This window comes from Dactylosporangium sp. NPDC049140, assembly GCF_040648435.1.
In genome coordinates this window covers 71110-83894 of sequence record NZ_JBEZDS010000008.1, presented here as the reverse complement: position 1 = coordinate 83894, position 12785 = coordinate 71110, and the positions used below count along the sequence as shown (strand labels likewise).

Sequence of the window (12785 nt, the reverse complement as noted above, 5' to 3'; positions counted from 1 at the left end):
GGCGGAACCACGCCAAGAACCGGGGTGCGAGCATCTTCACGGCGTACATCACGCCGGAGGGGCACGCCGCCTACCGAGCAGCTCGTGGTGTGGACGGAAAAGTCGCGTACAACCTGAGTGCCCGCGGGACCCGTCTCAGGGAAGACGATTTCCGGGGAGGGACGCGAATGGACGATTACGTCGAGTACGTCACGGCGCGGCTGCCGGCGCTGCACCGACTCGCCTACGTGCTCAGCGGCGACGTGCACCGCGCCGACGACCTGGTGCAGCAGACCATCACGACGCTCTACGTGAAGTGGTCGCGGGTCCGGCGCGCGGAGCACCTGGACCGGTACGTCCGCAGCATGCTCGTCAACACGTTCATCGACGAGCGCCGGCTGGCCTGGTCGCGGGTGCGGCTGTTCGCCGAGCCGCCCGAGCGGGTCGCGCCCGAGGCCGACCGCGCCGAACACACGGCGGTGCGCCAGGCGCTCGCCCGCGTGCCGCGCCGCCAGCAGGCGGTGCTGGTCCTGCGGTTCTTCTACGACCTGCCCGTGGCCGAGGTGGCCGAGATCCTCGGCGTGTCCGCCGGCACGGTGAAGAGCCAGACCTCACACGGCCTGACGGCCCTGCGCCGCCTGCTCGGCGAGCAGACGGTCGCCGCCCTGACCAAGGAGCGCTGAGATGGTGGACCTGAACGAGTACAACGCCGGCGACCTGCTCCGGGCGGGCCTCTCCCCCGAACCGCCGCGCCCGCCCCGCGTCGACATCGCCGCCGCCGTGCGCGCGGGCCGCCGCCGGCGCTCGGCCCGCCGCGCCGCGGTCGTCGGCGGGGTCGCCGTCGCCGTCGCGGTGGTGGTCGCGGTGCCGGCCGCGCTGGCCCTGAACCGCAACGAGGGCGCACCGGCCGGCCCCGATCCCACGTCGCCCGCCACCTTCCACACGGTCAACCCGAACACGGGCTCGCCGGGGCCGCAGCCCAGCCGCTCGCTGGGTGGCCTGCCCTTCGTGTCGCCGCCGACGAGCTGCACCGTGCACGAGCTGCCGGCCCCGGCCGGCGGCGGGTCGAACCTGGTGACCGCGGGCTCGCCCGACGGCCAGGTGCACTTCGGGCAGCTGTACCTGACCGGCGGCGACAAGCGGGTGGTGCGCTGGCGCGCCGGGCAGCCCGCGACGGTCACGGTCGAGGGCGACGAGCCGATGGTCCGGTCCGTGAACAACTACCACGACGCGGTCGGCAACTCCCTCGTCGACGGAAGGTGGGTCCCCTGGCTGCTGCGCGACGACGACACGGTCACCCGGCTGCCGGGCGACGGTGACCTGTACGCCGGCGCGATAAGCGACACCGGCGCCGTGGCCGGGAGCCGCGGCTCCGACGGCCCGGGCGGCCACCCGATCGTGTGGCGCGACACCGCGGCCGCGCCCGTGGAGCTGGCCCTGCCGGCGGGCGCGACGGGCGGCCAGGTGCGGGCAATCGACGAGCAGGGCGCCGTGTTCGGCTCGGTCACGATGGGCTCGCAGGAGCTGCCGTACTACTGGGCGGCGAACGGCACCGGGAAGCAGCTGCCGCTGCCGCCGGGGACGCCGACCGCGCCGAACAGCGGCGGCCGGCCCGGCCCGAGCACCGTCGTCTACAGCGCCCGGGGCGGCTGGGCGACGGGCGTCGCCGGGCTGTACTCGAGCAGCCCGAAGCCGGTCCGCTGGAGCGTCCGGGGCGACCTCGTGGTGGTGCTGAGCGGCGTCGATGCGCCGGCCGGGCCGGTCAACGGGATGGGCTTCGTGGTCGGCGGGACCACCGGGGGCCGGGCCGTCCTGCTGGCCGACGACCAGCGCCTCGTCCTACCGGCGATCCTCGACCCGACCAAGGACCGGCCCAACCTGGCGAGGACGATCAGCGATGACGGCCGCACCATCGCCGGCCAGGCCTGGAAGACCGGAGACACCTTCCAGGCCGTGGTCTGGAACTGTCACTAGGAGAAATCGGGTGTGCGGCCCGGTGCCAGGCGGTCCTCGGGGTCGAGGGCCAGCTTGAGCCGGGCCGCCGCCCCCGGCATCGGGTCGGGGCCGTAACTCTCCATCAGCTCCCGCAGGTCGAGCGGGGCGCGCAGCAGGGTGCAGCCGCCGCCCCCGCGGGCCAGGAGCACGGTGCGGGCGGCGGTCAGCATGCCGTCCAGCCGCTCGGGCGCGATGTTGTCGCGCAGCGCCACGTGCGCGACACCCAGGCCCATCGAGCCGCGCACGGGCACCGGCTGGCCGGCCGCGTCCCGGAGCGCGTACACGACGGCGAACAGCTCGCTCGGGCGCCCCCAGATCTTGAGGGCCACGTCGTCGAGGGCGAACGGGTAGCGCCCCCACCACGGCGGCGGGAGGGGCTCGACCGTGGCCCCGCCGCCGAGCAGCTTCGCGGCGGACTCGGCCCGGTGCGCGACGAACGCCTCCTCGCCCTCGAAGAGCGCGGCGAGCTCGGCCGGGCGGGCGCCGGCGCCGCCGGGCAGGTCGGCCTCGATCGCGGCCGGCTCCAGCGGCGAGGCGACCAGGGCCTCGGTGAGCTGCTGAACCTCCCGCGGGGTCGACACCGGGCGCACGACCCAGGCCCGCGCGGCCGGGATCGGCTCCAGCCGCACGGTCGCCTCGGTGATGATGCCGAGGGTGCCGTAGGAGCCGCAGACGTACCGCGCGAGGTCCTGGCCGCCGGCCGCGTGTTCGAGGGTGCCCTCGTCCAGCGCGACCCGCACGCCGGTGACGAGGTCGCGCGGCGCGCCGAAGCGGTGCCGCAGCGGCCCGGACTCGTTGGTGGCCAGCACGCCGCCGAGGGTCGCGGCCGGGGAGCCGACGTCGAGCGGCAGGCGGCGCCGTTCCCGCAGCAGGATCGCGCGCAGCGCCCGCAGTGGGGTGCCGGCCGCGACTGTCGCGGCGCGCCGGCCCGGCTCGTAGCTCAGCACGCCGGTGAGCCGGCCCACGTCGAGCAGCACGTCGGCGTGGCTGGGCGGGACGCCCCAGTCGAGCTTGGTCCCCGCGCCGGACGCGACGACGGAGAGCCCCTCGGTCGCCGTGAAACGCAGCACCTCCGCCACCGCGGCGGCGTCGCCGGGCTCGGCCACCCAGCCGACCGGCACGCCGTCGACGTTGTCGGCCGGCCCCGCCTCCCACGCGTGGTCCGGCCCGCACGCCTCGGCCAACGCCTCGATCACCGTCACCGCAAACTCCCGCTTCCCTGGTGTCACCCGCCGTGGACGTGGGGAAGATCGGTCGCTGGGATTCGCGGTTGCCCGGGTAAGGAAGACATGATCCAGGCATTCCCAATGACACGTTCGAGTACATCCGGACGCCGGAGCGATGCACATGGCGCATCAACTGACACCGAACATACGTTCGAAAGCCTATGGGGTCGTTACGAGAGCCGCAAGACCTGCTTGAGGAAGGCCGCCCGGTCGGCGGCGGCCGCGGCGGACCCGGCCAGGTCATGGCCGGTGTCGTAATCCTTGCGCTGCTTCGCCCCGGCGACCGCGGCGGCGAGCTCGGCCCGCTCGGCCTCGGGCACGACGGCGTCCTTGGTGCCGAACTGCAGCAGCACGGAACGCTTGCCGCCGACGGCGACGTAGGGGGCGGCGTCGAAGCGGGCCAGGGAGTCGAGGTACGCGTGCCAGTTGGCCGGGACCTTCTGCTTCACCATCCAGCGGGAGAAGCGGCTTGTCCCGCTGGCGAGCACGGCGCCGGTGATGCGCGACTCGAGGCCGAGCAGGACCGCGCCGAGGGCGGCGCCGGAGTGGTGCCCGGCGTAGCCGACCCGGGAGCCGTCGCAGTCGCTGCGCCGGATGAGCAGGTCGAAGGCGCGGCGCTGGGCGACCACGGCGGCGGCGAACGCCGTGGCGTCGGCGCTCGGGTCGCCGGTCGGCTTCACCGGCAGGCTGGTGATCATGACCAGCGCCTTCATCCGGGCGATGGCCGTCGCCTCGGCGAGCAGCTTGTCCCGGTCGCCGTCGGGGCCGGTGCCGAAGACGACGGCCGGCATCCGCAGGGTGTCGTCCGGGATGTCGGCGCTCACCACGTACGCCGGGATCGCGTCGTTGCCACGGGTGTCGGAGTACGTGATGTCCTCGAGGACGACCCCGTCGCCGGTGCGCCGGTCGGTCAGCTGGGCGTTGAGCGTCGAGCCCTTGTCATAGTTGTAGAGCTTCTTGAGCTCCGCGATCGGCACGGGCGCCGGGACGTACCCCGAGGGGTCGAACGTCGACGCGGCCTGGGGCTCGGCACTCGGCGAGCCGGAACCGCCCGCCGGGGAACCGCTCCCCGCCCGTGGTGTCGTCGACGACCCCTCGGAGCACGCTTGAGCCAGCATTACTGCCAGCCCGGTCACCCCGATGTGCAACACCCCACGACGCCGCACCGGCATCCCTCCGTGGTCTCGCCCGAACTACGCGACCATGACGGTACCGGCGTCGCTCTCTCCTAGTGGACAGACCACCGAACGACGCGCCTGGTTGCGTTCTGAACCGGGTAACCTTTGGCTGTGTGACGACCGAGCAGCCACCCGCCGCGAAGCGGGTCCCGCACGAGCGGGTCCATCACGGCGATACCGTGACCGACGAGTACTTCTGGCTCCAAAACCGGGATGATCCGGACACGGTCGCCTACCTCGAGGCCGAGAACGCGTTCACCGCCGCGGCGACCGCGCACCTCGAGCCGCTGCGCGAGACGCTGTTCAACGAGATCAAGTCGCGCACCAAGGAGACCGACCTCTCGGTGCCCACCCGCAAGGGCGGCCACTGGTACTACACCCGCACCGAGGAGGGCAAGCAGTACGGCATCCACTGCCGTGTCCCCGCCGCCGAGGGCCGCGACGCGCCGCCCGAGATCGGCGACGGGACCCCGCTGCCCGGCGAGGAGGTGCTGCTCGACGGCAACGCGCTGGCGGGCGACTCGGAGTACTTCGCCCTCGGCACGTTCGACCTCAGCGTGGACGGCCACCTGCTGGCGTACAGCACCGACTTCTCCGGCGACGAGCGCTTCACGCTGCGGATCAAGGACCTGCGCACGGGCGAGGACCGGCCCGACGTCATCGAGAACGCGTTCTACGGCTCGGCCTGGTCCGCCGACGGCTCGACGCTGTTCTACATCACCGTCGACGACGCCTGGCGACCCCACCGCGTCTGGCGCCACGCCATGGGTACGGCCGCCGGCGACGACGCGGTCGTGTTCGAGGAGCCCGACGAGCGTTTCTGGGTCGGCGTCGAGCTGACCCGCTCGGAGCGCTTCCTGCTCATCGACGTCAACAGCAAGGTCACCAGCGAGGTGCTGGTGATCCCGGCCGACGCGCCGCTGACCCCGCCGCGCTCGATCGCCCCGCGCCGGCAGGGCGTGGAGTACTCGGTCGAGCACCACGGCCACCGGTTCCTGATCCTGCACAACGACGGGGCCGAGGACTTCGCGCTCGCGTACACCTCGGTGGACAACCCGGGCGACTGGACGACGCTGATCGAGCACGAGCCGGGCACCCGGCTGCTGCAGGTCGACGCGTTCTCCGGGCACCTGGTGGTCTCGCTGCGCCGCGACGGGCTGACCGGCGTCCGGGTGGTGCCGCTGCTCGGGGCCGCGCCGTACGACATCGCCTTCCCCGAGCCGCTGTACTCGGTCGGGCCGGAGGCCAACCTGGAGTACGACACCACCTCGTTCCGCCTGCACTACGTGTCGATGGTGACCCCGGACTCGGTGTTCGACTGCAACCTCGACAGCGGCACGCTGACCCTGCGCAAGCAGAAGCCGGTGCTCGGCGACTTCGACGCGTCCCGGTACGAGCAGCACCGCGAGTGGGCCATCGCCGACGACGGCACCCGCGTCCCGATCTCGATCGTGGCCCGCAAGGGCACCCCGCGCGACGGATCGGCCCCGGCGACGCTGTACGGCTACGGCTCCTACGAGTCCTCCACGGACCCGTGGTTCTCGATCCCGCGCCTGTCGCTGCTGGACCGCGGCGTCGTCTTCGCCATCGCGCACATCCGCGGCGGCGGCGAGATGGGCCGGCGCTGGTACGACGAGGGCAAGCTGCTGGCCAAGAAGAACACGTTCACCGACTTCATCGCCTGCGCCGAGCACCTGGTCAAGGCCGGCTGGACGGCGCCGGACCGGCTCGTGGCCCGCGGCGGCTCGGCCGGCGGCCTGCTCATGGGCGCGGTGGCCAACCTGGCCCCCGGGGCGTTCGGGGCGGTCGTGGCCCAGGTGCCGTTCGTCGACGCGCTCAACACGATCCTCGACCCGTCGCTGCCGCTGACCGTGACGGAGTGGGAGGAGTGGGGCAACCCGCTGCAGGATCCGGAGGTGTACGCGTACATGAAGTCGTACACCCCGTACGAGAACCTCCAGCCGGTCCCGTACCCGGCGATCCTGGCGGTCACGAGCCTCAACGACACCCGGGTGCTCTTCCACGAGCCGGCCAAGTGGGTCGCCCGCCTGCGGGTGGCGTCGCCGACGACACATGTGCTGCTCAAGACCGAGATGGGCGCCGGGCACGGCGGGCCGAGCGGGCGCTACGACGCCTGGCGCGAGGAGGCCTTCATCGCCGCCTGGCTGCTCGACAAGGTGGGGCGCGCCTGAGTTGTCCACAGGCTGTGGGTAACACCTGTGTGGATCCGCACAGTCACGCGCCGCGCGGAAACCTCGTTACCGGGAGTTTTCCACAGGCGGACGGCGGGTTGTCCACAGGCAGTTCTCCACAGCCTGTGGACAACGCTCAGGCGAAGAGGCGTGCGGCCAGCTCAGGGGCGATGTTGCCGCCGCTGATCACGGCGACCGTCCGCCCGGCCGGGAGCTCGTCGCGGCGGTGCAGCACCGCGGCCGTGGCCACCGCGCCGCTGGGCTCCACGATCAGCCGGGCCTTGCGCGCGAGCGTGCGGACCGTGTCGAGGATCTCCTCCTCGCTGACGGTCACGATCGCGTCGAGGTAGGTCGACAGGTGCGCCAGCGTCAGCTCCGACAGGGGCGTGCGCAGCCCGTCGGCCACCGTGGCGAGCATCCGCTCGACCGGCCAGACCCGGACCATGCCCGCGGCCAGGCTCTCGGCGGCGTCGGCCGCCACCGCGGGCTCCACGCCGATGACCGCCACGTGCGGGGCGAGCGACTTGACCGCGGTCGCAACCCCGGAGGAGAGCCCGCCGCCGCCGACCGGCACCACGACCACGTCGACGTTGGACAGGTCCTCGAAGATCTCCAGGCCGATGGTGCCCTGGCCGGCGATGATGTCGGGGTGGTCGTACGGCGGGATCAGGGTCAGCCCGCGCTCCTCGACCAGGCGGAGGGCCTCGGTCTCGCGCTGGGCCTGCGGCACCAGGATGACCTCGGCGCCGTAGCCGCGGGTCGCGTCGATCTTCAGGGGCGTGGAGACGTCGGGCATGACGACCGTGACCGGCACGCCCAGGGCCCGCCCCGCGTAGGCGAGGGCCTGGCCGTGGTTGCCGGAGGAGTGCGTGACCACGCCGGCGCGCCGGCGCTCGAGGTCCAGACGGTGCAGCGCGTTGGTGGCGCCGCGAAGCTTGAACGCGCCGATGGGCTGCAGGCTCTCGGGTTTGAGCCACAGCTCCTCGGCCCAGGGGCTGGGCAGCAGCGGGGTGCGCACCACGAGCCCGGACACCCGCGCGGCCGCGTCGCGGATGTCGTCCAGGTGAACGAGGTTTTGCTGGAGGGCGGTCACGGCGCCAATCCTGACATCACCCGGCCCGGATCACCCTCGTCCCTCGTACCGAATGAGAGATCCATAACGCCTACCCGCTGCTGTAATAGCGGGCGGCGCCGGGGTGCAGGGGGATGGGCTCGGTCTGCGGCGCGGTGCCCTTGTCGAAGTTGCCGCCCTCGGGGTGCACGCGGCTCAGCTCCTGCTGGTACTCGAACAGCACCTTGGCCAGGTCGTGCGCGAGCTGCTCGGGCATGTCGGGCGAGACGACGATGAAGTTGCCGACCGCGATCGTGTCGATGTCCGCCCCGGTGTTGTACGCCGACTTGGGGATCTTGGCGCCGAGGTAGACCGCCCCGTACTTGGCCGTCAGCGGCTGCAGCAGGCTGTTGAGCGGCAGGATCGCGTACGCGTTGGGCTGGCTGCCGAGCAGGTCGGCGATGCCCGGCGTGGGCAGGCCGCCGGTGAAGAACAGCGCGTCGGTGGTGCCGTTCTGCATGCCCTTGGTGGTCTCCGGCAGCGACAGGCGCTGGCGTACCACGTCGGCGTCGGGGTTGAGCCCGCCGGCGGACAGGATGCGCCCGGCCAGGACGTCGGCGCCCGAGCCGAGCGAGCCGGTCGACACACGCTTGCCGCGCAGGTCGGAGAACTTCGTGATGCCCGCGGCCTTGCGCACCACCAGGTGCGTGTAGCTCTTGTAGATCCGCGCCAGCGCCACGACCTTCTGCGGCTTGCCGTCGAAGGCGCCCTTGCCGGCGTAGGCGTCGGCGGCGGTGTCGGCCAGGGTCAGCGCGATGTCCATGTCGCCGCTGGCGACCCGCTGGATGTTCTCGCCGGACGCGCCGGTCGCCTCCGCGCGGGCCTCGTAACCGGGCACGTGCTTGGTGATCAGGTCGGCGTAGCCGCCGCCGAGCGAGTAGAACACCCCGGTCGTGTTGCCGGTGGCGATGAAGAGGCGCCCGCCGTGCCACAACCCGGCGCCGGGGCGCTGGGACGGGTTCGCGCAGCCGGCGACGGCGAGCACCGCCACCAGCGCCAGCGCCAGATTCCGGATTGTCAAAGACGACGCCCTGGGCGACGGCTGAGCGCCGTTGGACTTCATGGCCGACCTTCTCAGCGGTCTCAGCGGAACAGGGCGTCGCGGGGCAGCGGGTCCAGCGCGTCGGCGACGCGGTGGACGAGCATGGCGGTCTCGTAGCCGACCTGGCCCAGGTCGCAGCCCGGCGCCGCCAGGACGCCCAGCAGCGCCCGGTCGCCGACGGACATCACGATCATGACGCCGCCGTCCATGTCGACGATCGTCTGCCGCACGTGGCCGGCCTGCATGACCCGGGCCGCGCCGAACACCAGGCTGGCCAGGCCGCTGATCACGGCGGCGAGGTGGTCGGCCTGGTCGATCGGCAGGTCGGCCGAGGCGGCCAGGCGCAGCCCGTCACCGGACACGGTGATTGCGTGCGCCACGTCGGGCACCTGGCGCGCGAAGCTCACCATCAGCCAGTCGAGCTGTCCGGCGCCTTGGGGTTGCTGAGACATCATGAGTCCTTCGTTCCTGGGGCGGTGCTGTTCGTGCGGCGTGCTGCGGCCGAGACGCCCTCGGCGAACGCGGACAGCCGGGAGCGGACCTGCTCCGGGTCGACCGCCGCGGCGCTGCGGCTCTCGGCACGTGGTTCGGTGGTTTCCGGGAGCAGCTGGGCCCCCGGCCGACGGCGCGGAAGATTGTCCTGATCCTGCTCCGACATCGAGCCACCTCCGGCACTGAACGGGCTCCCCGGACGTGGCGGCCAAGTGCCGGGGGATCCCCAGGTGGTTTGCGCGCTGTTCTGCGGCGGCCGGGCCGGCGGGATCGCCGGCAGCGGGGTGGCGGCCACCTGGGCCACGCCGCGCGGCGGGGTGTTTCCGCCCGGCTGGACCCGCGGGGGCGCCGGCGGCGGGGTGTCGGACCCGCCGGCGCCGGAGTTGCCACTGAGATACGGGCGGAACCAGGGCGCCGCCCCGCCCGCCGGGGCGACCGACTGCAGGCCGGGGCCGGCGGCGGCCGGCTGGGCGGCCCGCTCCGGCTGGCGCTGCTGCGGGATCTGCGCCGCCTCGGCGGCCCGGGCCACGACGGGCTCGGACCGGCCGATCGGGGCGCCGACGGTCGAGGGGACCTGCACCGGCCGGGCGGCCGGCGGCTGGACGGCCGGGATCGTCTCGGTCGGCGCGCCGCGCCCCGCGGGCAGGGCCGAGACCTGGTCCAGCAGGCGGTGCGGCACCTCGACGTAGGCGACCGTGCCGCCGCCGTTGCCGGTCGCGTAGAGCTGGACGCGGATGCCGTGGCGGGCCGCGAGGTGGGAGACCACGTGCAGGCCCATGGTGCCGGCGGCGGCACTGCTCAGCACGCTCGGCACGGCCAGCCGGGAGTTGATCTCGGCGAGGCGGGCCGGGAGGATGCCGATGCCCTGGTCGTGGACGCGGATCATGGCGCCACGGCCGGTGGCCCGGGCGTCGACGATGACCGGCTCGGTCGGCGGCGAGAACGCGGTGGCGTTCTCCAGCAGCTCGGCCAGCAGGTGGACGAGGTCACCGACGACCGGGCCGACGATGGCCAGGTCGGCGGGCTGGAACTCGACCCGGACGAAGTCCTCGATCTCCGATGCGGCGGCGGTGACGACCGCGCCCAGCCCGACGGCGTTGGTCTGCGGGCGGCCGGGCTCGCCACCGGAGAGGACCAGCAGGTTCTCCCCGTTGCGGCGCAGGCGGGCGGCGAGGTGGTCCAGGGCGAAGAGCCGGGCCAGCACGTCGGGGTCGGTCTCGTCGCGCTCGAACTCGTCGAGCAGCCGCAGCTGGCGGGTGATGAGGGTACGGATGCGCCGGGCCAGCACCTCGGCCATGCGGGCGACGTCGACGCGCAGCTCGGCCTGCTCACCGGCGAGGCGCAGGGCGGTGCGGTGCACGGTGCCGAACGCCTCGGCCACCTGGCCGACCTCGTCGTTGACGGCGGCAATGTCGCGGGTGACCTCGGCCGCGGTCTGGCCGCCCTCCATGAGCGACGGGGCCGCGGAGGCCGAGCCGGCGGAGACCGAGTTGATCGCGTCGGGCAGGTCGCGGCGGGCCACCTGCAGGGCCGCGCCGCGCAGCAGGTTGAGCCGGCGGGCGGTGCGCACGGCCAGCATGATGGCGATGGCCAGGGCGGCGAGGGCGAACAGGACGGTGAGCAGACCGGTGGCCCAGGCGCGGCGGGAGGCGTTGGTGGCGACCTGCTCGGCGCGCGCGTCGAGGTTGTCGGCGATCTCGACGCTGACGATGCTGACCCGGCGGATCACGCCGCTCTGCGCGACGAACCAGGCGTCGGCGTCGACCTTGAGCCCGGCCGCGTCCCGCTCGGCGTCGCGCACCTTGGCGCTCATGCTGTCGGCGGTGTCCGCGTCGGTGCCGCGGACCTCGGTGGTGTACAGCTGCAACTCCGCGGCGGTGGCGACCCGCCGGAACTCGGCCTCGCGCTGCCCCCGCGCGCCCTCGACCAGCGCCAGGTTGCCCAGGTCGCCGGGCTGGAGGTTGCCGCGGCTGAAGACGGTGCGCAGCAGGTCGCGCTCGACGGCGGAGTAGTGCTCGACGAAGGCGCTGGCGGCCAGGGCGCGGGCCGCGTTGGACAGCTCGATGTCCTCGATCTGGCCGGGGACGGCGTCGGCGACGGCCAGCAGCGCGTCGGCCAGGCCGCCGTAGACGACGTCGGTGACCAGGACGATCGTGGCGGTGCCGTTGTCGATCGCGGCCCGGGTGAAGCCCAGCTGGCCGTAGTTCTCGCCGGCCACGCGCACCCGGGTGGCCAGGGCGGGCACGGCGTCGACGGCCTTGGCGGCGTCGGCGAAGAAGCGCGAAGCGGCCTGGTCGGTGCGGGCGCGCTGGGCGGTGACCAGCGCGGCGCCGCTCTGGCCGCCGCGCTGGCGCAGCGCCGCGGTCTCGGCGAGCTCGCGCTCGATCTCGTGGACGAAGAGCACCGCGCTGGTGGCGGTGATGCTCAGGGTCCGGGCGTGGCCGGCGTCGCGGGCCGAGTTGATGGCGTTGGTGACCTGGACGCCGCCCAGGACGACGAGGCCGACCATCGCCACGACGATCGGCGCCAGCAGCTGGGCGCGGACGGACTGCAGCAGGCCCGCGCGAGGGCCTCCGCCACGGCGGTGCCCGGCCACCGAGGTGTCGGTGCCCGCGGCCCGGCGCGTCGGGCCGCCGGAGCTGACACCGTGACGCGGCACCGGGGCGCGGGAGGGGGCGCTAGCTGCCACCGCCTGGCCTCCTAAAAGTAGCGGCTCCACAACGGAGCGTGCCGAAGAGAGCGCTCCAACACATTGGCGTCGGAGTCGGATCCACTACGGAACACGATCAGGCACGCTACTGGAAGAGGTCGGATCCCTAAAGAGTCCTTAGCCGAACGGCCTAGTCGTTCTGACTAAGCGTGACGACGGCGTCGCACAACGAACCAGGTGGCGGCTCCGGCGAGCCCCAGAGCGATCCCGAGAGCGATCCAGGTGGCCGATCGCCGCGATGACACTTCCACGGAAGCGGGGCTCGGCGAGACTTCGCCGGCGGTCGGCGCGGGACTCGCGGCGGGCGCGCCGCCGGACGCCCCCGGGGTCGGCGACAGCGGCCGTCCGGAGGGCACGACAGGGGTCGCGACCGGCGGAAGTGTGGCCGGCGCGGTCGGCCCGGCGGTGAGGTCCGGCGGGGTCGCGGAGGGCCCGACGGGCTCGAGAATGGCGGGCGGCCCGGGCAGGGCGGCCCCGGCGGCGGCGTCGGCCCGAGGGCCGCGCCGCCGATCAGCACCGCGGCCACGAGCGACTTCGCGCCCGTCCCAACGGCACCGGCGGGACGGGGTTGAGTCTTTTACGAGGATTAAGCGCGCCTTTACGCGATCAACGCCGCCGGTCGTTACCTCGGGCGCGAACCGGGACCGCCTCGTCCTCGCGCAGGTTCTGCATGAACTTGTGGAGCAGCGCGGCAGACAGCACCACGCAGACGCCCAGCACCGTCGCGGCGGTGAGGGCGGCGCGCGAGGTCGCCACCCAGCCGGCGTCGGCAAGCAGGACGAGCAGCCACATAGCGGCCGTCGCCTTCAGGACGCGGTTGCGGTATCGACTCATGCAGAGGTGGTTACCCCGCCGCGCTC

10 protein-coding genes are annotated in these 12785 nt (G+C 73.4%); 3 read left to right on the top strand and 7 right to left on the bottom strand.

The genetic code is table 11. The annotated features are described in order from the left end of the window. The first annotated feature begins 167 nt into the window (after positions 1–167). Positions 168–662 carry a SigE family RNA polymerase sigma factor gene (locus AB0B76_RS15570; protein WP_360375048.1) on the top strand — a complete coding sequence of 165 codons (495 nt, stop codon included), beginning with the start codon at positions 168–170 and terminating at the stop codon, positions 660–662. 1 nt (position 663) lies between these two features. Next, complete coding sequence (locus AB0B76_RS15565; protein WP_360375046.1) at positions 664–1953, top strand: hypothetical protein; 1290 nt, start codon at positions 664–666, stop codon at positions 1951–1953. Here AB0B76_RS15565 and AB0B76_RS15560 read toward each other — a convergent pair. Continuing rightward, complete coding sequence (locus AB0B76_RS15560) at positions 1950–3176, bottom strand: FAD-binding oxidoreductase (RefSeq protein ID WP_360375044.1); 1227 nt, start codon at positions 3174–3176, stop codon at positions 1950–1952. The genes AB0B76_RS15565 and AB0B76_RS15560 overlap by 4 nt on opposite strands. Before the next feature lie 194 nt (positions 3177–3370). Beyond that, positions 3371–4366, bottom strand: coding sequence for a hypothetical protein (locus AB0B76_RS15555; protein ID WP_360375042.1), 996 nt, complete (start codon positions 4364–4366; stop codon positions 3371–3373). A gap of 125 nt (positions 4367–4491) precedes the next feature. Between AB0B76_RS15555 and AB0B76_RS15550 the strand changes: the two genes are divergently transcribed. Further along, positions 4492–6570, top strand: coding sequence for a S9 family peptidase (locus AB0B76_RS15550; RefSeq protein WP_360375040.1), 2079 nt, complete (start codon positions 4492–4494; stop codon positions 6568–6570). 136 nt (positions 6571–6706) lie between these two features. Here the strand turns inward: AB0B76_RS15550 and AB0B76_RS15545 are convergent, their stop codons facing one another. The 5 genes from AB0B76_RS15545 to AB0B76_RS15525 all read right to left on the bottom strand — a co-directional run bounded on the left by AB0B76_RS15545 (position 6707) and on the right by AB0B76_RS15525 (position 12759). Further along, positions 6707–7663 (bottom strand): threonine/serine dehydratase, encoded by a 957-nt coding sequence (locus AB0B76_RS15545; protein WP_360375038.1) that lies wholly within the window; start codon positions 7661–7663, stop codon positions 6707–6709. A gap of 70 nt (positions 7664–7733) precedes the next feature. Further along, positions 7734–8702, bottom strand: a complete 969-nt coding sequence (locus AB0B76_RS15540; RefSeq protein WP_360375036.1) for a TAXI family TRAP transporter solute-binding subunit — start codon at positions 8700–8702, stop codon at positions 7734–7736. A 62-nt stretch (positions 8703–8764) separates the two neighbouring features. Then, entirely contained in the window at positions 8765–9175 is a 411-nt protein-coding gene (locus AB0B76_RS15535; protein ID WP_360375471.1) for a roadblock/LC7 domain-containing protein, read from the bottom strand. Beyond that, the gene (locus AB0B76_RS15530) at positions 9175–11874 is read right to left on the bottom strand and encodes a nitrate- and nitrite sensing domain-containing protein (protein ID WP_360375034.1); all 2700 of its coding nucleotides are present in this window, start codon (positions 11872–11874) and stop codon (positions 9175–9177) included. The genes AB0B76_RS15535 and AB0B76_RS15530 overlap by 1 nt, the downstream gene beginning before the upstream one ends. 657 nt (positions 11875–12531) lie before the next feature. After that, complete coding sequence (locus AB0B76_RS15525; RefSeq protein WP_360375032.1) at positions 12532–12759, bottom strand: hypothetical protein; 228 nt, start codon at positions 12757–12759, stop codon at positions 12532–12534. Positions 12760–12785: the final 26 nt, after the last annotated feature.

Coding starts and splice junctions, on each gene's coding strand:
- AB0B76_RS15535 (WP_360375471.1), bottom strand. CDS start 9,175: ATGTCTCAGCAACCCCAAGGCGCCGGACAGCTCGACTGGCTGATGGTG.
- AB0B76_RS15565 (WP_360375046.1), top strand. CDS start 664: ATGGTGGACCTGAACGAGTACAACGCCGGCGACCTGCTCCGGGCGGGC.
- AB0B76_RS15570 (WP_360375048.1), top strand. CDS start 168: ATGGACGATTACGTCGAGTACGTCACGGCGCGGCTGCCGGCGCTGCAC.
- AB0B76_RS15525 (WP_360375032.1), bottom strand. CDS start 12,759: ATGAGTCGATACCGCAACCGCGTCCTGAAGGCGACGGCCGCTATGTGG.